We start from the raw sequence: 21,836 nt of genomic DNA, 5'->3' as shown, positions 1-21,836 counted from the left end.
GATCCCCTCGCCTGCACCGCACAGCCGTTGTAAACCAAGGCATGAACCGGCCGATTGCTCCCCCCGATATCGACAAGCTCGCCAAGGATCTGCGTTTGGGTCACCGCGCCGCGCTGGCGCGTGCGATCACCCTGATCGAGAGCCGCCGTGGCGACCATCAGGCCGCGGCGCGCGACCTGGTGCAGGCGCTGCTGCCCGACACCGGCAAGGCCGTGCGCGTCGGCATCACCGGGTCGCCCGGGGTCGGCAAGTCAACCACCATCGATGCGCTCGGCATGTTCCTGATCGAGGGCGGCCACAAGGTCGCGGTGCTGGCGGTCGATCCCTCCTCGGCACGCACCGGCGGCTCCATCCTCGGCGACAAGACGCGGATGGCGCGATTGTCAGCCTCCGACAATGCCTTCATCCGGCCCTCGCCTGCATCAGGCACGCTCGGCGGGGTCGCCGCGAAAACCCGCGAGGCGATGTTGTTGTGCGAGGCGGCCGGCTTCGACGTGGTGCTGGTGGAGACGGTCGGCATCGGCCAGTCCGAGACCGCGGTCTGCGACATGACCGACTTCTTCCTGGCCCTGATGCTGCCCGGCGCCGGCGACGAATTGCAGGGCATCAAAAAGGGCCTGGTCGAACTCGCCGACATGATCGCGGTCAACAAGGCCGATGGCGACAATATCAAGCGCGCCAATCTCGCCGCTGCAGAATATCGCGGCGCGCTGCATATTCTAACGCCCCGTTCCGAGCACTGGCATCCGCCGGTGCTGACCTATTCGGCGCTGACCGGCACCGGCATGGACACGCTGTGGCAGAAGATCCTCGATCACCGCACCGCCATGAATGCCTCGGGCGAATTTGCAGGCAGGCGGCGCGAGCAGCAGGTGAAATGGATGTGGTCGATGCTGGAGCAGCGGATGATGGCGCGGCTGCGCGCCGACCCCGCGATCCGCGCCAGGGTGAAAAAGACCGAGGCCGAGGTCGCCGACGGGCGCATCACGCCGGCGGTTGCGGCCGAACAGATCGCGGAGATGCTGCGGTGAACGACAGGCTTCGCATTCTCCTCACCGGCTTCGGTCCGTTTCCGGGCGCGCCGTATAATCCGACGCAGGCGCTGGTCGAGCGGCTGTTGCGGGTGCGCCGTCCGGCCTTTGCCGACGTGGAAATATCGAGTCACATCTTTCCTGTGACCTACAAGGCGGTCGACCTCGAATTGCCTCAAGCTCTCGCAAAATACCGGCCGAAGGCAATACTGATGTTCGGCTTGGCGGGCCGCACCGCGCATGTCAGGATCGAGACCCGTGCGCGCAACGCCGTGACTTTGCTATGGCCCGATGCGGCGCAAACCCGCGTCCGCAAGGGATCGATCGGGCTCGGCCCGGACGCGATGCGGTTCGGTCCGCATACGTTGCGGCTGCTGCGCGCTGCGCTGGCGACAGGCATCGACGCGCGGCCATCGCGCGATGCTGGTAGTTATCTTTGCAATTATTTGAGCTGGCGCGCGATCGAGGCTGCCGCCGCCAACGATCATCTCCGTCTGGCCTCGTTCGTGCACATCCCGCCGCTCGCACGCGGCGGCGCATTGCGGCGCAAGGGCAACGCACGCATCACGCTCGATGAACTGGTCGATGCCGGCGAGGCGATGCTGCTCGAGATGGTGAAACTGGCGAGGCAGGCGGTACTGACTTCGTAGGTTGTGGGCAAAGGCGCTCTTGCGCCGTGCCCACCAATCCTGTTCGTTGAGCGATATGGTGGGCACGCTGGCGCTTTGCCCACCCTACGACCGGTCTACCCAGGATTAACCCTACCCCCAACAATCGCCCTGTTCCGCCCTCGTGTTCACCATGCGCCGGTCCATTTTCGCGCTAGCTTTGGCTTGCGAATGCCATGGCCTGCATTGCGCGAGGATATCGAATCATGGACGCAAAACGCCGCCAGTTCATGGGCGTTTCCGCCGCCGGCATTGCCGGCGCGTTGGCGATGTCGCCGGACGCTGCGCGCGCGGCGCCGCCGGCCTCGACGTTCGGGCGCGACGCCACGCAATATGGCGTGCGCCCCGGCAGTCCCGACGATCAAACCAAGGCGCTGCAGCGCGCGATCGATGAAGCCGCGCGGGCGCAGGTGCCGTTATCGCTGCCGCCGGGCGTCTACCGCACCGGGCTGCTCCGCCTGCAAAACGGCTCGCAACTGGTCGGCGTGCGCGGCGCGACCAAATTCGTCTTCAGTGGCGGCGCATCGATGCTGCAGAGCGAGGGGGCCGGCGGCATCGGTCTGTCCGGCATCACGTTCGACGGCGGCGCCATTCCGCTGCCGACACGGCGCGGTCTGGTCCATTGCGCGGGTGGGCGCGACGTCCGCATCACCGACTGCGAAATCACCGCCAGCGGCGGCAACGGCATTTGGCTCGAACAGGTCTCCGGCGACATCAGCGGCAACATCTTCACCAAGATCGCGACCACGGCGGTGGTATCGTTCGATGCAAAGGGCCTGATCGTCTCGCGCAACACCATCATCGACACCAACGACAACGGCATCGAGATCTTGCGGACCGCGATCGGAGATGACGGCACGCTGGTCGTGGACAACCGCATCGAGGACATCAAGGCCGGCCCCGGCGGCTCCGGCCAGTACGGCAACGCCATCAACGCCTTCCGCGCCGGCAACGTGATCGTGCGCGGCAACCGCATCCGCAATTGCGACTATTCGGCGGTGCGCGGCAATTCGGCGTCCAACATCCAGATATCAGGCAACAGCGTCAGCGACGTCCGCGAGGTCGCGCTGTATTCGGAATTCTCGTTCGAAGGTGCCGTGATCGCCAACAACACCGTCGATGGCGCCGCCGTCGGCGTCTCCGTCTGCAATTTCAACGAAGGCGGCCGCATCGCGGTCGTGCAGGGCAACATCATCCGCAATCTGCTGCCCAAGCGGCCGGTCGGCACCATTCCGGACGATGACGCGGGCGTCGGCATTTATGTCGAGGCGGACAGTTCCGTGACCGGCAACGTGATCGAGAACGCGCCCTCCTTCGGGATCGTAGCCGGCTGGGGCAAATATCTCCGCGACATCGCCATCACGGGCAATGTGATCCGCAAGGCCTTTGTCGGGGTCGGCGTCTCGGTGGTGCCGGGCGCCGGCACCGCGCTGGTCAACAACAACATGATTTCGGAAACCCCGCGCGGCGCCGTGGTCGGCCTCGACCACGCCCGCGCCATCACGAGCGACCTGTCCGCCGAAGGCGCCCAGCGTTACGCCCAGGTGGTGATCGGGACCAATGCAGTGCGGCGATAGGGCGCGGCTCCTCTACAGCGCGTTGCGCAGCAGCGGGTAGCGATCCCTGATCACGTCGAGATCGAGCGCCGGTGGCGAGAGATCGTCCAGCGCCGGCGCATCGGGCACCGAGGGCGCCTCGGCACTATCGGCGAGTACGCTTTCCAGCGCTATCAGGACATCGCCCGGAACATCGCGTGGCGGCTCGGCGGCGACCGGGGCCAGGCTTAGGGCCAGACTTGGAGCCGAAGGGGCGTACTCACGCAGCCGCGCGCTAATTGTCAGCGTCGATTCGCGACGTCCGAGCCAGGATAGATCGACAGCGGTGTTATCGAGCGAGGCCTCGCGTGTCTCCAGCTTGCGCCAGAGTTCGACCGCTTCCTTGGCTTCCCGGATATTTTCGAGAAATGCGTCTTCGGTATGAAAGCGCCGCCAGCGCCCGGTCTCGAACAGTTCGGTGAGGTAATCCAGCCGCTGCTCCGCAAGATTGCACCAGCGCGCAACGATATCGCGGCCACGTGCCACGTCTGCATGATGTGTCATAAAACTGCCCGTAAGGAGAAGAACGGACGCAGACGCAACAGAGGCGAATCAACTGGACGTGGTGGGGATATTCTGTGGAAAACTTCTTGCTTGTCCAGTACGTGACATTACGGGACGCCTCCCAGTGCAAGAAACCCGCATGAATGCTGGGTTACTTGCGCTATCGACGGTCAAGCCGTTCAACGGCATGGCCGCGTTGCGTGGACCTCGCGGTGATTTCACGGACGGCAACGCGGTTCGATCGGCGCACGCACCCCCGGAAGCCTGAGCCTGCTTGATCCGTCTTGATGGCAGAACGGCGCTCGGCCTGCGTCAGTGGAGGCGAGGCTCGCGCTCGGAAACGGGGTGCTGAAAAGAAAAGACCCGTCCGGGGGGACAACCGGACGGGTCAAGCCATATGGGCGCTTGGGGTGGATGGGCGCTCGCGCCGAATACAGCCGATGGGGAGGGATAACCGCTCCCACATTCATTAGTCGCAGCAGCTTCGCGGGACGTTCAAAAGGCCGATCGATTTTTTTAAGTTTTATTCGGGGCGAGTCGGCCGGAAATCACCGCGTAGCGGGGCGATTGACGTTGTTTGCGACCGATTTCTCGGACGCCATCGACGGCGCCGAGTCGTTCATCGCTCTGCTCACGGAAGCGTTATCGGCGGGAGCCGGCGCCTTTTGAGATCCCGGAGTTCCCGAAACCGCAGCGAGCGGTACCGCAGGCGCGGCCGTCGAGGCGGTGACGGCAGCGAAAGCATCGACCTCGCCGGCCCCGAACATATCGTCACGGCCGGGCGCGCCAAGGTCGCGGGCGGTCTTGGTCAGGATCGCGCGTAGATCGTTCGGCTTCAACGCAGGATTGCGCTCCAGCATCAGGGCGGCAACGCCGCTGACAAAGGCGGCGGAAAACGAGGTACCCGAGGTGATCTGGTATTTATCATCCGGCGCCGGCAGGAAGATATCCGCGCCGGGCGCTGCGATGGCGATGTGGACACCGCGGTTCGATGCCGCAAACAGCTTTGCCTGCGAGTCGGTTCCGCTCACCGCAATGACGTTCGGATTGGCGGCGGGATAGAGCGCCGGCGATTTGGCGCCGGCATTGCCGGCGGCGGCCACCATCAGGATCCCCCTGGAAGCGGTTGCAGCAACACCCCGCTCGATCAAGGGATCCTTCGGTCCCGCAAAACTCATGTTGATGATCTGCGCACCGTGCTCGGCCGCATAGTCCAGCCCCTTGAGGATCACGTAGGAGGTGCTCTCCGCACCATTTGCGCCGCTGCCGAACGCACGGATCGCCAATAGCCGCGCCTCCGGCGCGCTTCCCATCAGCTTGCCATGCGCCACGATCGCGCCGGCAATGCCGGTACCGTGGACGTGCGGGCCCTCCTTGCTGCCGAGCGCATCGAAACTATCGGCAACCGAATTGACGAGTTCGGGATGTTTGACGTCAACGCCTGAATCGATCACCGCAATGGTGACGTTCATGCCGCGGACCAACTTGTGCGCCTGTGGCAACCGAAGCTGGGCGACCGCGTATTGCGCGGCGTCGCCCTCGCTCATCGAGCGCTTCTGATCCTGCAGCACATATCGGAAATTGAGCTGCACCGACTTCACGCCGCCGGCGCTGTCAGCGGCGAACTCACGGCGGACGACGTCCACCGGGCGCTGATCGATGATCCGGAACAGGCCGATGGTGCCGCCGATCAGCGGAAATTCCTGCGAGGAGAGCCGCTCGAGGCCGTGACGCCGGGCCAGTTCATCGGCCTGCGCCGGCGATAACGCGCTGTCGATCTCGGCCACCAGTTCGTTCGGGATCGCGCGCGTGTCGATCGCGGCCGCCTGCGGCGGCGCGTTGTTGCGCGGAGCGTTGTTGCCGTTCTTGGCCGAAGGGCCGTTGCCGCCGCCATCGACCGAGAGGACCGGGCGGTCGAAACATTCGCCGTCAGGGCCGCGATTGGCGTATTGGCAGACCGGATAGAGGTTCGGCGAGAAACGCAGAGGAAGCGTTGGATCCACACCGACACGGGATATCTCGGGACGCCCGTTCGGTATCCGCCCCACCAATGTCGTATCTCCGCCTCCACCTCCGCCGTGCGTGGTCGGCGGAACGCGCGCGATGACCCCGGGACCGGGCCGGGTCGTGATGACAGGCCGGTTCGTCGTGATGACGGGCCGGTTCGTGATGACAGGCCGGTTCGTGATGACCGGATTGACCCGCGCCCCGACGGTGGGATTGACCCGCGACGTCACGGTCGGATTGATCGTCGGCACGCGGGAATTGAGGTTCAGGCTCGGGGTGCGCATGATGGCTTGCGCGTCGGCTACCGAACCGCCGAACAGCACGAGCGGCAACACCACCGCCGACAATGCCAATGCCGCGCGCTGCGCCTTTATCCGCCAATTCACGCCAATATCGACCATGGGACCTCGGCTTGGTCAGGCGACCGACGCCTTACGGCGTCGGCACCGCAAGATTGACGATCTTCTCACCTTGCAACTTGCTCATCAGGTTCGTGACTTCGTCCTTGCCCAGCGCGCGGTTGCCAAACTGCAGCCGGAACATGCCGCCCTTGGCGCCATCGACGATCAAGGCCTGATAATTTTCGAGCAGTGTATTGATGTCGGACATGCGCGCGTCCGGGTTAAACCGCACCAGCGCGCGCGGCGGCACCGCAGCACCGAGTTCGCGGGTAAGGGGCGCCGCCGTCTGGTTGAGGCTCAGCGAAGCGGTCTGGAACGAGGCGGTCTGATTCTTCACCAGCACCGCGCCAATCACCCCGGCCTGCAGCAGCAGCGCAACCGCGCCGAGGCTCGCCGACCAGGCCAGCGTCCGCGGCGAAAGCCGGGTGAAGAATTCCGCGACCCGCGCCGAGAGACTGGTCGACAGCGACGGCTTGCGCTCGGGCTCGCCGTCGATCGCCGCGAACAGCTTCTGCATGGCGCGCGCCGACGGCGCACCCAGGCTCTCGTTGAGATGAATGGTCTCGGCGTATTCTTCCTGGATGACGGCATATTGCTTGGCCAACGCGGGATCGCCGGCGAGCGCCTCATCGACGCGACGAGCGTCGCGCGCGTTCAGCGTGCCGGCCGCATGGAATGGCAGCAGCATCTCGATTTCGCCGGGCTCTTGATCCAGCATTTTCTTGCTCATCGCCATCATGGCCAACCTCGCTCAATGCCGGCTGCCTTCAGCAGTTCGGCTAATTTCTTGCGCGCATAAAACAGACGCGTCTTGACGGTGTTTTCGGGAATTCCGACGATTTCGGCCACCTCTTCCACTGACTTCTCGTGGTAGTAGACGAGATCGACGATCTCCCGATGCTCAGGCGAAAGTGATGTCAGGCACTTGCGCAACGCATCACTGGTATCTTTCTTCTGAACCACCACTTCCGGATCATCGGACGTATCCTCGATCGCGTTCGCGGTCTCATCGTCCAGTCCAACATCCTTCCGGCGCCTAAGTGCCGACAGGGCCTTGAACCGCGTAATCGCCAGCAGCCAGGTGGTAACGGCGGATCGGCCTTCGAACTTGCCAGCCTGGCGCCACACATCGAGAAACACCTCACTGATGAGGTCTTCCGCAACCTGTTCGTCCCTTACGAGCCGAAGCCCGAAACGGAACACCCTGACATGGTGCCTTCCGTAAAGCACCTGCATGGCGAGCCGGTCGCCTTGAGCGATCCGAGCGATCAGAATTTCGTCTGAAGCCGCCTGTGTCGCACTCAATTGCCGTCTCGCAAGGTTGGTCGGGGGGAGATGGCCGAGGGTTCGATTGCCGAGGCAAGATTCTTCACATTACGGCAATGAACCAATTGCATGTGTGATCTACCCCACACAGGCGCACCGACCACCAAAGGCGCCGGCGAGAACGAACAAAGCCCCAATTTCGGTATCATAATACGGAGTTACTTTCCTAGAGAGCGCGCGATCCGGTGCGACCATACCAAGGGTTAGTCCACAAGGCAGCATCTGCTTACAGCTTGGGCTGCCACGCAACAGTTCCGGCAGTTCAAATCGGCCGAATTTCCGTTGCGAAACAGAGTAGTGGCAGGTGTTTTAACGGACCAGATTCGGTTCCAAAAGATACCAAACCTAAAGGCTTTCCCACTTAGATTTTTGCCGAGTTCCATCAACGGCGAGTCCATGGGCACCGCGGCCTCCTCATTCGTGAATCCGGCCGATCTGGACGGCGTCGGTCCTCAGCCGGCGGCGAAGGCGCTTGCCCGGCGCGCCAAGCAGCGCCGCCAGATCCTGATCATGATCGGGGTCAGCTATATCATCGACGCCGGGGTCCTGCTGCTTTATGCGCAGGCCGGCTCGATACCGCCCATGATCGCCCCGGCCTATGCCGCTTCCGGCCTGACGCTGGTGATTTTCAGCCTCATCCTTTCCGAGTTCGGGTTCAACGAGCGCTTCAAGGATCATTATCTGGTCGCCCCGCAGGCGACCATCTGCATGCTGATTGCGCTGGCGTTCACCTATATCGCGCCGGAAGTCGGCGGGATGTTCCTCTGTACCCTGTTCATCGTGTTCAGCTTCAGTTCGCTGCGCTCGATCCCTGCGCAGACCATGATGATCTGGACGGCGATGACGATCGGCCTGGCCGGGCTGTTCCTGTTGACCGACAGACCGATCTCGCTGCCGCATGGCAGCCACCTCGAGCGCTTTGCCACCCTTTTGGTGTTCGTCCTGACCATCGGACGCTGCATGTTCTTAGGCATCTTCTCCAGCTCGCTGAAGCAATCGCTCTATCAGAGCGGGCAGAAACTCAAGGAAGCCTACAAGCGGATCGAGGAGCTTGCCGAACTCGACGAGTTGACGGGATCGTATAACCGCCGCTGCATCATGCGGATGCTGGATGAAGAGATCGCCCGCGCCGGCCGCAATGACGCGCCCTGCTCGATTGCATTGATCGATCTCGACTGGTTCAAGCGCATCAACGACGCCTTTGGTCATCCGACCGGCGACGAGGTGCTGCGGACTTTCGCCATCACCATGTTCGCCAACATCCGCGGCATCGACCGCTTCGGCCGCTACGGCGGCGAGGAATTCCTGCTGGTGCTGCCCGGCATGAGCACGGACCACGCCGTGCGTGCGCTCGACCGGCTGCGCGGGATCATTGCAGAGCTCGACTGGAGCGCATTCTCGCCCGACATGAGCGTGACCATTTCCGGAGGCGTCGCGACGCTGAAGCCGGAGGAAACCCCGGACATATTCCTCGCCCGCGCCGACAGCGCGCTTTACGCAGCCAAGGCACAGGGACGCAACCGCATCGCCAGCGCCTGAACCGACCATTTCAGTGTTCCGGCGACGGAGAATCCGTCGCCGGCTTTTGCTCCAGGATAGAGTCACATGAGTTCGAAGTCCGCTATCGCCCCCATGAACCTGCTCGACGAACTGCAGACCACGCTCGCGCACGGGACGGTCGCCCGCCGGGTCGAGACCTTGCGCCGGGTGACCGACCTCTTCATCAACGGCGCGGTGGATTATTCGGATGAACAGGTCGGCCTGTTCGATGATGTCTTCCAATGCCTGATCGTCCACATCGAAACGTCAGCCAAGACATTGCTGGCCAACCGTCTCGCGCCGATCGACACCGCACCGCCGCTGACGATCCGGGCACTGGCATTCGACGACGTGATCGAGGTCGCCGGGCCCGTGCTGTCGCAATCGGCACGGCTCGACGACAAGACCCTGATCGAGAATGCGCGCAGCAAGAGCCAGGCCCATTTGATGGCGATCTCGACGCGAAAAGTGTTGAGCGGCGCAGTCACCGACGTGCTGGTCCAGCGCGGCAACGATGAGGTGATCCAGAGCACCGTCAACAATCCGGGCGCCGAATTCACCGAGCGCGGCTTCACGCGGCTGGTCAACCGCGCCGAGGGAGACGACAACCTCGCGACCTGCACCGGCCCGCGTCCGACGATTCCGCGACATCTGTATTTGAAGCTGCTGGCCAAGGCGTCCGACGCGGTCCGGCAGCGGCTGGAGACGGCCAACCCGCAGCTGGCGGCGCAGGTGCCGAACGCGGTCAAGGAGGCGACGCGGCGCGCGCGCTCCGCACCGTCGGCGATCACCAGGAACACCGAGATTGCCCACGCGCTGGTCAAATCGCTTCACCAGGACGGCCGGCTCGACGAATTCCAGGTGGCGTCATTTGCGGAGGCCGGCAAATTCGACGAAGCCAACGCCTCCATCGCAGCGCTGGCCAATGTGCCGGTGGCAATCGCCGAGAACATGATGATCGAAAGCCGCGCCGAAGGCGTGATGATCCTGGCGAAAGTGGCGGGCCTGTCATGGTCTACTGTCCGGGCGATCATCAACATGCGCGACGAGTTGACGGGCGGGGAGCCGACCGACATATCGGCGTGCAAGGATACCTATGAGCGGCTGCGGCCATCGACCGCCCAGCAGGTGCTGCGCTTCCATCGCATGCAGCAAAACGCGCCCGCGAAGTGAGCCACAAAGTTCGCGTCGTCCCGGCTCAAGGCCGGGACGACAAAATAATCAGAACCTGAGCAGTTTCGATCCGGCGAGCGCGCCGATCGCCGTGACCAACGCGGTCGAGAGCGTGTACCAGGTCGCCACGAACAGCGGTGAATCATCGGTGCAATGCGACGCGTAGAGCGTCGCCGCCAACCCCGCCGACAACATTCCGGCGATGGCGCCGGCCAGAGCGGGCCGCGCCGGCGCGCCGTGACGCAGGCCGATCAGCGCGCCTGCAAGGATCGGCAATGACAGCAGCGGGATCGCCGTCATGCACATCCGCGAATTGTTGCCCATCAGCCGCGTCATCATTGGCAGCCGCTGCGGCATCATCATCTCGCCGCCGATGCCTGCGGTCAGAAGCCCGGCCGGGATCAACAGCAGCCAGCCGAAGCCACGCAGTGACGCTTCCGGCCGCGACAGATGCAGGCTGACGGCAATGGCCGCGATCGCCAGTGCCAGCGTCACAGCGAATTTCAGGTCGAAGAACGGATTGCGCATCGCGGTCATCACGTCGGGCCGGATGCCAAGCTCGGTGAAGAACATCAAAAGCGAGACGGGAGCCGCCGCCATCAGCGCCAGCATCAGCGCAAAGCCGACCGGCCGCGCGCGGTGCGCGCTGTCGGCAGCCAGGGTTTTGATGAGCTGATCGGTATCCATTCTCATTGTTCCCGTAACTTCGCCGTCAGGCTGGTCAAGCCCCGATGCAGCGCGACCCGCACCGCGCCCTCGCTCATCGCCAGTTTGGCTGCGGTATCCTTGATCGAAGCACTCTCGACGGCGATCGACTGCAGGACGTCGCGCTGGCGCGCCGGCAGCGACTGCAACTGGGCGGCGACCTCGCCCGCCGACGCCGTCTCAACCGGGGCCTCGCCCGGGAGCACCTCGGCGAAATCGTCGATGTTGACGAAAACCCGCCGGCCCCGGCGCCGCAGCGCGTCGATCAGCTTGTTGCGGGCGATCGCAAACAGCCATGGGGCGAACGGGGCGCTGACGTCCCAGGTGTGCCGCTTCAAATGCACCGCCAGCAAAATGTCCTGCACGATGTCCTCGGACTGATCGACCGGTTGCCCTGCACGCGCGAGCCCGCGGCGCGCCGCGGCCCGGAGCACCGGCGTGACGGCCTTGAGCAGGCGATGATACGCCGTACTGTCGCCTGAAATGGCCGACCGCATCAGGCCGGTCCATTCGTCCTCACGTTCGCGCACGCGCGCTCCCACCTTGCAATTCGGTCGCTTTTTCAATTTGTTACGTCAGGGAACCTCGATCACGAAGTCGTGATCGTCGCCCTGATGTTTCGCTTCGCGCGGCCTCGTCCGGGAATCGGGACCGCAGGTTCCTTGCCGGCTGGCTCATACCATCGATCGCTCCGGCTCGCACCCGCGCGGCGCCAGCCTGATCAATGGCGTACCGAAGAATACGACGAGCCTATTCGGCTGCTGCAACGCAGCTGCCCTGCTTTTGCCCGGTCTTGCCCGAAGATTCCCTTTTTTTGCCCCGCTGTGGACACGGGGCGGGGTCTCATTTCGGTTCGGGGGCGGGCAAATGGGGAGATTGCCACATGATTGTCAAAGCCAGCGGGCGCTCGGCATTGATATTAGCAACAGGGCTCTTCGTGTGTTTCGCGGGGCCATCGCCGGCGACGGCAGCCAGCACGGACCGCGCGGCCGCCACGTCGAAGTCCGAAAGCGCGACGCCGGGAAAGTCCGTCCGCCAGAGCACACGCCACTGGAAGCGCTACACGCGTCGATCGGGCAAAGTCGCGTCGAAACCTGCCGAGACCAGGAAAGCGGTTGAGCTCGCCGACGCCTCGACCGGCGGCGCGCTCACGATCCCGGCGTCGGTCGCCAACGCCAATGCGCAACTCGCATCCGCCGATGCCTCCCCTGGCAGCGCCCAGGCGATGACGGTAAAGGCCAATATCCTGCTGGCGTCAGCCGACAAGCCGGGGGAAGCGCAGTCCACGACCGATGCCGTGGTCTCATCTGATCAGCTCAACGATGTCGATCGGGCCCTGCAGCAGAACCCGGCCACGCAGACCGTCGCGATGGCCGCGGCCAAAGCCGCCCCCGCGGCGCCGGTTCTGGCTTCCAGCCATGACAGTTCGACCTGGGATCAGACCTCGTTGATCGGAAAAATCTTCATCGCCTTTGGCGCGTTGCTGACCATGGCCTCGGCGGCGCGCATGTTCATGGCGTGAGGTATCGGGCACCGGACGCGCCGAAATGCGTCCGGGCCGCCTCTTCAGCCCACTTGAAGCCCAACCCACTTGAAGCCCAGCCCACTTGAAGCCCAGCCCACTTGAAGCCCAGCCCACTTGAAGCCCTTGCCGCCAGCGGGCACATTGCCCGCCAAATCAGGCACCGGGGTGAACCATGGCTACGTTCGAACACATCATTGTCGAAAGCAAAGGCGCGGTTGGCATTATCACGCTGAACCGCCCGAAAATGCTCAACGCGCTGTCGTTCGGCGTGTTTCGCGAGATCGCCGCCGCCGTCGATGACCTCGAAGCCGACGACGCGATCGGATGCATCCTGGTCACCGGCAGCGAAAAGGCCTTTGCGGCCGGCGCCGACATCAAGGAAATGCAACCAAAAACCTTCATCGACATGTTCTCCAGCGATTTCGCCGCCATCGGCGGCGACCGCATCGCCATCTGCCGCAAGCCGACGATCGCGGCCGTCAGCGGCTATGCGCTCGGCGGCGGCTGCGAACTTGCGATGATGTGCGACATCATCATTGCCTCCGACACCGCCAAATTCGGCCAGCCGGAAATCACGCTCGGCACCATCCCCGGCATCGGCGGGACCCAGCGGCTGACGCGCGCGATCGGCAAATCCAAGGCGATGGATCTCTGTCTCACGGGACGGATGATGGACGCCGCGGAAGCCGAGCGTTCGGGCCTGGTCAGCCGCGTCGTGCCGGCGGACAAATTGATGGACGAAGCACTGGCCGCGGCGGAAAAGATCGCCTCGATGTCGCGCCCGGCCGCCGCGATGGCCAAGGAAGCCATCAACCGGGCGTTCGAGACGCCGCTGTCGGAAGGCATGAATGTCGAGCGCAATCTGTTCCACTCGACGTTTGCGTTGGAAGACCGCTCCGAGGGCATGGCGGCATTCATCGAGAAGCGCAAGCCGGTGAACAAGAACCGGTAAGGCACGCTCTCACGTCGTCCCGGCGAACGCCGGGACCCCTAGCCACCGGCGGCTGTTGTTTTGCACGCTGGTAGTTATCTTGCTTTTCCAGCAAAGCTGGCCGCGGCGTATGGGTCCCGGCGCCCGTGCGCAATTGCGCACTAGGCCGGGACGACGCTGAGATTATGCAGCCCTGCTCCTTGCCAGCGCCGCATTCACCAGCGCGCGATAGGCCCGCTCGACAAATGTCGTTGGGCGGTCGAGGCCCAGCCGAGCCAGGCATTCGAGACGCGCGGTGTCGGGCGGCTGCGTCATTCCCTGCCATAACAGACCGGGCAACCGCAGCGGCCTGCGCTGGGCATCCCGCAGCAATTGCAAGGCCGGGATCAGCCGCTGTTCGGTCTCGGTGAAATCGCTGCCGAACGGGAACGACGGCAGCAGGCCCGCCTCGCGCGCGGGCTTTAACGCTGCCGCGATCGCTTCCGGAAAATTCCGGCGATGCGCGCGCGGAATTTCGAAATCCTTCGGCAGCTTGCCGGCATCCTTGGCGACCTTTGCGAGTTCGCCCTGGAAGCGGGAGTCTGATATCGAAAGCATCGCCGCGATGGTTTCGGCGTCGGATTTTCCTCTGAGATCGGCGACGCCATATTCGGTGACGAAGACGTCCCGCAGATGCCGCGGAATGGTCTGGTGGCCGTAGTTCCAGAGGATGTTGGATTGCGCCTTCGCGCCGGTCTGCCTCGTTGCTTCCAGCGCCAAAATCGATCGCGCACCCTGCAGCGCGAATGCCTGTGCCACGAAATTATACTGCCCACCAACCCCGCTCACGACCTGACCGTTCTCGAGGCCGTCGGAGATCGCAGCGCCCATCAAGGTCGCCATCATCGCATTGTTGACGAAACGGGCGTCGACGCGCGCGCGTCGTTTTGCATCCTCGTCGCCATAAAGCTGGTTGGTGAACGACACCGGCATCATCTGGATGCGCGCGATCTGTTCCGCCGGCATCTCGCGCAGCGTGCGATAAAACGCTTTCGGACCCAGGAAAAACGCGCCGTGCAGCGTCACGCCATCGACTTCGCGCTTGAGGATGCCGGCGTCGATCAGGCCGAGAAACGCCTCGAACAGCATTTCGCTGACGCCGTACAGCCCCTTCTCGAACGGTCCGGCCTGCGGCACCGCTTGGTCCGGCGCGAGCCGCTTCATGACCGCCTGGAATTGCGCATTGTCGCGGTGACGAACGATCAGGCCCTGCGCCAGCGCGTCGCCGACCTGCCCGATGCCGATCTGTAGCGTGCCACCATCGGGCACGAGACCCGCGGCATGCAGACCGATGGCGTATTTGGTGTCGCTGATCGGCTCGGCCGGCGGCGCGAACAGCGGAAAGTCCGTCTCGGGGCTGTCGAGCACCGCGCTGAATTCGTTGCCCGCGAGATCGCCGGCGCCGGGCATGAACGGCAGTTCGGAATTGACCTGGCCCACCAGCCTGAACGACGCCCGGCCCTCGGCGCGGGCGCGCAAAATGTCGAGCGTGGTGTCGGTGTTGCAGCTCAGGCTGTAGCGCGCGACGCCACCCTCCACGCGCTTCGCCACCAATTGGGTGACGACATTGAGCCCGCGCGCCAGCAGATAGGACGCGGCATGCGTGTAGTTTGCAGAAATGTAATGCTGCTGCGGATACGGCACGTGCAGCCACTTTCCGGCGAGGAAGAAAAATTCAATCACCTGGATGTTGGGCGGTAGCGCGCCAGCATGCAGCGCGGTGGCGTAGGTCAAATCGGGATAGCCGCCGAACAGCCGGTCGATCACCGGACCGATGAAGCGCTTTTCAAGCAGGCTGCCCGGCTTTGGCTTTTCCAGGGTCAACGCGGAAAACAAGGTCAGGTTGATCGAGCGATCGGCCGCGGCGCGCGCATAGAGCGCATTGATGATGTGGTTGGCCTTGCCGAGCCCAAGCGGCAATCCGACGACGAGGTTGGTTCCGACATCGCGGATGATGTCTTCCGCGATCGCTTCGGGGTCGGAAAACAGTTTCGGCATCAAAATGCGGACCCGGCGTCATGAAACGCCGACCGCCCTGGAATAAGACGCCGGCTGCTCCGAGCTATAACGCATTTGTTACCGAACTTCGTCTGTGACGAACCTGCAACAGCCAAGCGCCGAATTCCTGTGAGGATGTCGCGCGACCGTTTGCCAGTGGCGGCACCGCCCCCTAAACAGGTAGATGTGACGAGGCCGTCGGCGGGGGCGGACGGACCTTGGGTAGTTGCGGGATCAAATGGTTGGGCGTGCCGCTAGAGTTGGCCACGTTGCAAGGCGCGTGCTTCGAACAGGCATTTGCCTTGGCGTCGTGATTTGCGTGGCGTTTGCCGCGGCAGGCGCCCAGGCCGAGAACCTCCCGGACGCGCTGGCCAAGGCCTATCAGACCAATCCGCAGCTCAACGCCGAACGCGCGCGCCAGCGCGCCACCGACGAAGGCGTGCCGCAGGCGCTGGCGGGGTACCGGCCGCAGATCGTCGCCAGCCTCACCGCCGGCCTGCAGGCGGTCCGCAACCTCCTGCCCGACAACACCGTGCAGTCGGCGAACCTGAAACCCTGGACCATCGGGGTGACGGTGACCCAGACGCTGTTCAACGGCTTCAAGACCGCCAACAGCGTCCGCGTCGCGGAACTGCAGGTATCTTCCGGCCGCGAGGCGCTGCGCAATGTCGGCCAGGGCGTGCTGCTCGATGCCGTCACCGTCTACACCAACGTGCTGGCCAATCAGTCGCTGGTCACCGCGCAGCGTTCCAACGTCGCGTTCCTGCGGGAAACGCTCGGCATCACCCAGAAGCGCCTCAATGCCGGTGACGTGACGCCGACCGACACTGCCCAGGCCGAAGCCCGCCTCAACCGTGGCCTCGCCGACCTCAACGCCGCCGAGGTTGCCTTGGCCATCAGCCAGGCCACCTATACCCAGGTGATCGGCAACGCGCCGACGCAGTTGAACCTCGCCGAAACCGTAGACCGCTATCTGCCCCGCAGCCGCGACGACGCCATCGGTCTCGCCTTCCGGGAGCATCCAGCCGTGATGGCGGCCGCCTTTGACGTCGACGTTGCCTCGACCAGCATTCGCGTCGCCGAAAGCAGCCTGATGCCGACGATCACGATGCAAGGCAGCGTCAGCCGCAGCAAGCAGTCGGATCCCACGCTCGGCACCTTCGGGACCGACCAGGCTTCGGTGGCCGGCCAATTGACGCAACCGATCTACGATGGCGGCATGGCCGCCTCGCAGACCCGGCAGGCCAAGGAAATCTCAGCCCAGAGCCGGCTGGTGCTCGACCAGGTCCGCAACCAGGCGCGCACCGCGGCGGTCGGCGCCTGGGTTGCCAATGAAGGCGCCAAGGTCGCGGTGTCCGCTTCCGAATCCGAAGTGCGGGCTGCAACGGTCGCCTTGCAGGGCGTGCAGCGCGAGGCCGCGGGCGGCCAGCGCACCACGGTCGACGTGCTGAACTCGCAGCAGGATCTGATCCTCGCGAAGGCGCGCTTGATCGGCGCACAACGCGACCGCGTGATCGCCTCCTACACCCTGCTCAGCGCCATCGGCCGGCTCGACGTCAAGACGCTGGGGCTCAACACGCCGGATTATCTGCCTGAAGTGCATTACCATCAGGTGCGCGACGCCTGGCACGGCCTGCGCACGCCGTCGGGGCAATAATTCGCAACTTTGTCGCAGGTGTTAACTGCCCGCTGATCATGTCCGCGATTTTTCATCGCCGGGAATCTGCACTAGCCTAAAATTCGATCTGATTTGACTGCACCCGATTTTGATCGATCCATTTCTGCGAGGCCTCGTGATCTCAAACATACTGCGCTGGTCGGGCAAGACGCTGCTGGCGCTCCTGATATTGATCGTGATCGCGATAACAGCGTTCCGGATGGCGGCATCGATCCGCGAAACCCACACCCGCGCCGAACTGGCGCCGCCATCGGGCCGTTTGGTGCCGACCAGCTCCGGTGGTGTGTTCGTGCAGGAAAAAGGCCCGGCGGATGGAATTCCTGTCGTGCTGTTTCACGGCACGGCGGCGTGGAGCGAACTCTGGCGGCACACGACCGGCGTGCTCGCCGCCGCCGGCTTTCGCGTCATCGCCCTCGACCTGCCGCCGTTTGGGTTTTCGGATCGTCCGGGCAGCTATACAAGGAAGGATCAGGCTGCACGCATCAACGATGTTCTCGTCAATCTGAAAGCCAAGCCGGCAATTATCGTCGGCCATTCCTTTGGCGCCGGTGCAGCGACCGAACTGGTGATGCGCTATCCGGACCGGGCGCGGGGCCTCGTGCTGGTAGATGCGGCGCTGGGACTGACGGTAGCTCCTTCCGAGGCGCCATGGATCATTCAGCCAAAATGGATTCGCGAAATACTGGTATCATTGACCATCACCAATCCAGTGGCGACGAAGACGCTGCTCGAATCCCTGATCGAGAAAAAGGAACGCGCGCTGCCCGAATTCGTCGCGATCCTGCAGCGGCCGACGACGCAGCGCGACACCACCCCCGACATCGCCGACTGGCTATATTACTTCCTCGGCGCCGACCGCGACGCTATCAGTGCCGACCGCCGCGCCTATGCGCGGGTGAAACTCCCGGTCGCGATCCTGTGGGGTGACAAGGACAACACTACCCCGGTTGAGCAGGCGCTTGATCTGCGAACGCTGTTGCCGCCGGAAACCACCCTCACCTTGCTGCCCGGACTCGGTCACATTCCGCAAATCGAAGATCCCGCTTTGTTCAACGACGCCCTGCTCAAGGCGCTCGGAAAGCTCTAGACTTACGGACAGATTCGAGAAGGCCGGAGGGATCATGGATATCATCAGATTGTGCGCCTGGGGCTACGCCGCCCTGCTCGGCTTCGTGATCCTGACCGGATACATCCCGGCCTTCATCGACCAGAACGACATGATCTTCGGCCTGTTCCGCCGCACCTGGTATGCCGACGGGCTGCATCTGGTTTCCGCGCTGTGGGCACTCGCGGCAGCGTTGACCTCTCGCCGCGCCTCGGAACTGTTCTTCCAATTGTTCGGCGCGTTCTACTTTGCCGACGGCTTGCTCGGCCTCTTCACCGGCTCGGGCTATCTCGACTTCGGTATCCTGATCAACGGCATCCGCGACTTGCCGCTGATGACGCGGGTGTTCACCAATGCGCCGCATCTCGCCCTCGGCGGTGTCGCGATCCTGATCGGCTATCTGCTGGCGCCGCGCACGCGGACCGCCGTTCATGCTTAAATGGCTACGGCGCATTCTTGTCGTCATCGCGATCCTGATCGCGGTGTCGGTGCTTGGGCCGCTCGCCTATATCGAGGGCACGTGCCGCCCCTCTTCGTCGGCTTCGGCGTCACCTGCGCCGTCGGTGACGCTGCCTGCAATCAATGAGCCACGTTACCAGCGCAAGCAGAACAATACCTTCTTCACCTTTCCCGAATGGTACATCGTTTATTCGTTCGAGGATTTCGGCCGCTTCCTCGATCGGTCCAGCGAAAGCCATTTCAACTATCTCGGACACATTTTCGGATTCTGGCGCAGCTTCTGCACCATCAATCAGGCGGTGCCGTCGACCGGTGAATCGCTCACCGAAGTCAAAACCATGATCTATATTATCGGCGTCAGCTACTCGATCGAATACGCGATCAAGGGATTTTATGAAAACACCATCGGCCGTGTGTTCGAATGGATCCGGGGCGAGGAACGGACCCCGCAAGACCTGTACGCGCGCAAGGTACTGCAGGACTATGCGGCGTTTCTTTATACCGTTCCCTGGTTCAAATTTCCGTTCCGCGAGAAGCTCGATGGCTTGATGGCGATCTCGGCGCGGACCGATAGCCCGCTGCGAACATGGGAGCGGTATTTTGCGCTCGGCACCGAGTACTATCTCAAGGTCGGTTATGCCGCGCTGATCCAGAAAGCGCTCGATGCCGGTGGCGACGACGAGCCGCGCGACATCATGTTCGCGGTCGCGACACTGCCGCCGGCGGTGCTGGCGAAGGAGCCGCGTATCAAACCGATCCGCACGCTGACGCCGCAATGGCAGCTGGTGCAGGCGCCGCGCTACAAGGATTTCACCGAAATCCTGCAGAGCCTGCTGGATCAGGGATATGGCCTCGCCGAGATCGCCGGCAACCGTGAAATCCTGATCACCGTGATCGCGCCCGACGCCGCCAAGCTTGACGTCAAAGGAACCACGGAACTGTTTTCACTGGAGCTTGACGGCAAACCCGGCTTCCGCAGGGCCGGCCTGAAGGCTAGGATCGACCGTCTCGTCGATATCAACCGCGACCTCAAGGCCAGGGGCGTGAGCATCGAGCATTTCTATGATTACTGAAGCGCCACATCATCGCAGGCTGCGGCCACTACGCCGGATCGCGGGCGCTTTCGCGCTCGTGGTGTGCGGCTGGCTTGCGGTTGTGATCGCTTTGACGTTCGGATCGGCGCCGGGCAAGTCGATGGCTATCATCGGCCCGCCGGCGCAGGCGCTGGCCATTATCGCCAAAGCCAACGGACGCGTGCTTGCAGCGAGCGACTATGTCACCTTCGCCCGCTCCGACGATGCCGGCTTCGTCGCCCGCCTCTATGCGGCAGGTGCGCTGTTGGTGCTGGACGCGGAGCAAGCCGGCGGCTGCAGCGGGCTTCCGCCCAAGCGCATCGCGCAGCTGTGATCGACCGAAAGTCGGGAAGTTCGATTCATCTCTCGTCATGCCCGGCCTTGTGCCGGGCATCCACGTCTTTGACGCACCAAGCAAGGAGACGTGGATGGCCGGGACGAGCCCGGCCATGACGGAGATGAGAGCTCGCCACGCTAGGACGCGTACTTCTGATAGAACGTGTTGGTGAACAATTCCGCCGGATCATACTTCCGCTTCGCCGCAAAGAAGTCGTTGATCTGCGGATACGACCGCTGCAACTGATCCTTCGAATAATAGAGCTGGTAGGGCAGGAAAAACCGGCCCTTGTGCGCGATCGTGAGATCGATCAGCTCTTCGGTCGCCTTCTTCATCCGCTTGTTGCCTTCATCATCCGTGGTCTGGTTGATGTAGAGCACCAGCGAGAATGCTGGCTCCGGCGAATAGGTCAGGAAGTTGTCTTCCTGATGCACGATGCGCACCGAGGCATTCAGCAAATTGGTCTTGTTGTCGGTCAGCACCTTGCGCATGCCGTCGACAAAGGAGACGAACTGGCTGCGCGGGATGAAATATTCATGCAGGATGTCGGTGTCGTTGGGCAGCGCGTTGCGCAAATACGGCACGGAATCGTGCATCGGGTCGTTGCGGTTGACGAGACAGGCCTCCGCCGATCCGATCGCCTGCGCCCGCGTCACGGTGCAGGTTTCCATCCGGTGCTCGATGTGCTTCTCGGACAGCCATTTCATCTCCTGGAACAGCGGGCCTTGTTTGGACAGGTTGATCGTCAGCCGCCGCAGCTTGGTGCCCGAGACCTCGCCAAGCGGTTCGCGCTTGAAATCTGATCCGTCGACCTTGGTGTAGGTATAGAGCAGCAATTCCTGCAGGAAGCTGCTCGGCGCGGTTGAGAGGTGGCCGTACATCAGGCCGATATTGGCATCCTTCTCGATCTCCTTGGCGAACAGCCCCGGAAACTCCTTGTAGTCCATGATGCGACGTCCGGTCTGGTAGACCAGGTTGTCGGCGATATCGAGTTCGGCCTCGACGATCACGCCGAACAGGCCGTAGCCGCCGACCACGAGGTTGAACAACTCCTTGTTCTCGGTTTCCGACACCGTGCGCAGCGTACCGTCCGCCAGCATTACGCGCATCGACTTGATCGATTTGCGGAGCGCGCCGGCCTGATGGTCCATGCCGTGGGCATTGACCGAGATCGAACCGCCGACGCTGAAAATATCGGTCGACTGCATCGCACGCACCGCAAAGCGCGGGTGCAGCAGGTTCTGGATGTCGTGCCAGGTCGCGCCTGGCTGCACGGTGATGGATCGCCGGCTCTCGTTGAGCACGATCTTGTTGAAACCACGCATGTCGAGCACGATGCCGCCCTTGCGGAACGCCTGCCCGCCCATGCTGTGGCGTACGCCGGCGGTCGTGACCGAGAGCTTGTTGTCGCGCGCAAACGTCAGCGTTTTGGTGATGTCGTCAACGCTGCGCACCTCGACCACGCCGTAGATTTCGGTCTTGTTGAGACAGCTGGCATCATTGATGCTGCCGCCGAGCTGCGACCATTTTACGTCTTTCAGCGGTGCAATCGCCTTGATCCGCTCCAGATCGATCTTGGCCTGCTCGCCACCCCCCACCGCCGGCCCGCAATCCTTTTCGCCGCTGGGATCGGCGGCAAGCGCCTGCAGTTTGCGGTAGCCGTAAACGCCAAACAGCACCACGACCACCGCGACGACGGACGCCCCGGTTTTGAACTTCTGTGAAAATTTTCGCATGCATTG

The 21,836-nt window shown here is 63.4% G+C and carries 20 protein-coding genes; 12 read left to right on the top strand and 8 right to left on the bottom strand.

What is annotated here, in order from left to right; translation table 11 throughout:
• Window positions 1-41: 41 nt before the first annotated feature.
• The 3 genes from meaB (at window position 42) to JQ600_RS15025 (ending at window position 3,276) form a co-directional block, all read left to right on the top strand.
• Complete coding sequence (gene meaB / locus JQ600_RS15035; protein WP_212385636.1) at window positions 42-1,031, top strand: methylmalonyl Co-A mutase-associated GTPase MeaB; 990 nt, start codon at window positions 42-44, stop codon at window positions 1,029-1,031.
• Complete coding sequence (locus JQ600_RS15030; RefSeq protein ID WP_212385638.1) at window positions 1,028-1,681, top strand: pyroglutamyl-peptidase I; 654 nt, start codon at window positions 1,028-1,030, stop codon at window positions 1,679-1,681. The genes meaB and JQ600_RS15030 overlap by 4 nt, the downstream gene beginning before the upstream one ends.
• Before the next feature lie 224 nt (window positions 1,682-1,905).
• On the top strand, window positions 1,906-3,276 hold the full coding sequence (locus JQ600_RS15025; RefSeq protein ID WP_212385640.1) for a TIGR03808 family TAT-translocated repetitive protein: 1,371 nt from the start codon (window positions 1,906-1,908) through the stop codon (window positions 3,274-3,276).
• A 12-nt stretch (window positions 3,277-3,288) separates the two neighbouring features.
• Here the strand turns inward: JQ600_RS15025 and JQ600_RS15020 are convergent, their stop codons facing one another.
• The 4 genes from JQ600_RS15020 to JQ600_RS15005 all read right to left on the bottom strand — a co-directional run bounded on the left by JQ600_RS15020 (window position 3,289) and on the right by JQ600_RS15005 (window position 7,511).
• Window positions 3,289-3,798 (bottom strand): TIGR03809 family protein, encoded by a 510-nt coding sequence (locus tag JQ600_RS15020; protein ID WP_212265430.1) that lies wholly within the window; start codon window positions 3,796-3,798, stop codon window positions 3,289-3,291.
• A gap of 548 nt (window positions 3,799-4,346) precedes the next feature.
• On the bottom strand, window positions 4,347-6,206 hold the full coding sequence (locus JQ600_RS15015) for a S8 family serine peptidase (RefSeq protein WP_212385642.1): 1,860 nt from the start codon (window positions 6,204-6,206) through the stop codon (window positions 4,347-4,349).
• A gap of 31 nt (window positions 6,207-6,237) precedes the next feature.
• Window positions 6,238-6,945, bottom strand: a complete 708-nt coding sequence (locus JQ600_RS15010) for a hypothetical protein (RefSeq protein ID WP_212385644.1) — start codon at window positions 6,943-6,945, stop codon at window positions 6,238-6,240.
• Window positions 6,942-7,511 (bottom strand): sigma-70 family RNA polymerase sigma factor, encoded by a 570-nt coding sequence (locus JQ600_RS15005; RefSeq protein ID WP_192737403.1) that lies wholly within the window; start codon window positions 7,509-7,511, stop codon window positions 6,942-6,944. The genes JQ600_RS15010 and JQ600_RS15005 overlap by 4 nt, the downstream gene beginning before the upstream one ends.
• A 417-nt stretch (window positions 7,512-7,928) precedes the next feature.
• Between JQ600_RS15005 and JQ600_RS15000 the strand changes: the two genes are divergently transcribed.
• Both JQ600_RS15000 and JQ600_RS14995 read left to right on the top strand, forming a co-directional pair.
• Window positions 7,929-9,071 carry a GGDEF domain-containing protein gene (locus tag JQ600_RS15000; protein WP_212265432.1) on the top strand — a complete coding sequence of 381 codons (1,143 nt, stop codon included), beginning with the start codon at window positions 7,929-7,931 and terminating at the stop codon, window positions 9,069-9,071.
• Between the two features lie 66 nt (window positions 9,072-9,137).
• Window positions 9,138-10,244, top strand: coding sequence for a DUF2336 domain-containing protein (locus tag JQ600_RS14995; RefSeq protein ID WP_212385646.1), 1,107 nt, complete (start codon window positions 9,138-9,140; stop codon window positions 10,242-10,244).
• 48 nt (window positions 10,245-10,292) lie between these two features.
• On the opposite strand, the gene JQ600_RS14990 is transcribed toward JQ600_RS14995, so the two are convergent.
• Both JQ600_RS14990 and JQ600_RS14985 read right to left on the bottom strand, forming a co-directional pair.
• A complete protein-coding gene (locus JQ600_RS14990; RefSeq protein ID WP_212265434.1) occupies window positions 10,293-10,931 on the bottom strand; it encodes an NrsF family protein in 639 nt (212 codons plus the stop codon).
• 2 nt (window positions 10,932-10,933) lie between these two features.
• Window positions 10,934-11,479, bottom strand: coding sequence for a sigma-70 family RNA polymerase sigma factor (locus JQ600_RS14985; RefSeq protein WP_212265435.1), 546 nt, complete (start codon window positions 11,477-11,479; stop codon window positions 10,934-10,936).
• A 353-nt stretch (window positions 11,480-11,832) separates the two neighbouring features.
• Between JQ600_RS14985 and JQ600_RS14980 the strand changes: the two genes are divergently transcribed.
• Both JQ600_RS14980 and JQ600_RS14975 read left to right on the top strand, forming a co-directional pair.
• A complete protein-coding gene (locus JQ600_RS14980) occupies window positions 11,833-12,471 on the top strand; it encodes a hypothetical protein (protein WP_249135895.1) in 639 nt (212 codons plus the stop codon).
• A 175-nt stretch (window positions 12,472-12,646) separates the two neighbouring features.
• Window positions 12,647-13,426, top strand: a complete 780-nt coding sequence (locus JQ600_RS14975; protein WP_212385648.1) for an enoyl-CoA hydratase — start codon at window positions 12,647-12,649, stop codon at window positions 13,424-13,426.
• A 162-nt stretch (window positions 13,427-13,588) separates the two neighbouring features.
• On the opposite strand, the gene JQ600_RS14970 is transcribed toward JQ600_RS14975, so the two are convergent.
• Window positions 13,589-15,442, bottom strand: a complete 1,854-nt coding sequence (locus tag JQ600_RS14970) for an acetyl-CoA hydrolase/transferase C-terminal domain-containing protein (protein WP_212385650.1) — start codon at window positions 15,440-15,442, stop codon at window positions 13,589-13,591.
• Between the two features lie 238 nt (window positions 15,443-15,680).
• Between JQ600_RS14970 and JQ600_RS14965 the strand changes: the two genes are divergently transcribed.
• The 5 genes from JQ600_RS14965 to JQ600_RS14945 all read left to right on the top strand — a co-directional run bounded on the left by JQ600_RS14965 (window position 15,681) and on the right by JQ600_RS14945 (window position 20,091).
• Window positions 15,681-17,099: a TolC family outer membrane protein gene (locus JQ600_RS14965; protein ID WP_212265437.1), complete on the top strand. Its 1,419-nt coding sequence runs from the start codon at window positions 15,681-15,683 to the stop codon at window positions 17,097-17,099.
• Window positions 17,100-17,235: 136 nt separating this feature from the next.
• On the top strand, window positions 17,236-18,207 hold the full coding sequence (locus tag JQ600_RS14960) for an alpha/beta fold hydrolase (protein ID WP_212385652.1): 972 nt from the start codon (window positions 17,236-17,238) through the stop codon (window positions 18,205-18,207).
• Between the two features lie 34 nt (window positions 18,208-18,241).
• On the top strand, window positions 18,242-18,664 hold the full coding sequence (locus JQ600_RS14955; protein WP_192737394.1) for a hypothetical protein: 423 nt from the start codon (window positions 18,242-18,244) through the stop codon (window positions 18,662-18,664).
• A complete protein-coding gene (locus tag JQ600_RS14950; RefSeq protein ID WP_212385654.1) occupies window positions 18,657-19,757 on the top strand; it encodes a hypothetical protein in 1,101 nt (366 codons plus the stop codon). Before JQ600_RS14955 ends, JQ600_RS14950 begins: the two co-directional genes overlap by 8 nt.
• Window positions 19,747-20,091, top strand: a complete 345-nt coding sequence (locus JQ600_RS14945) for a hypothetical protein (RefSeq protein WP_212385656.1) — start codon at window positions 19,747-19,749, stop codon at window positions 20,089-20,091. Before JQ600_RS14950 ends, JQ600_RS14945 begins: the two co-directional genes overlap by 11 nt.
• 140 nt (window positions 20,092-20,231) lie before the next feature.
• Here JQ600_RS14945 and JQ600_RS14940 read toward each other — a convergent pair whose 3' ends face one another.
• On the bottom strand, window positions 20,232-21,830 hold the full coding sequence (locus JQ600_RS14940) for an FAD-binding protein (protein ID WP_212385661.1): 1,599 nt from the start codon (window positions 21,828-21,830) through the stop codon (window positions 20,232-20,234).
• Window positions 21,831-21,836 lie beyond the last annotated feature (6 nt).

Origin of the sequence: Bradyrhizobium sp. AUGA SZCCT0176 (assembly GCF_018130145.1) — a bacterium.
Lineage (GTDB): Bacteria > Pseudomonadota > Alphaproteobacteria > Rhizobiales > Xanthobacteraceae > Bradyrhizobium.
This window is presented reverse-complemented; position numbering and strand designations above follow the sequence as displayed.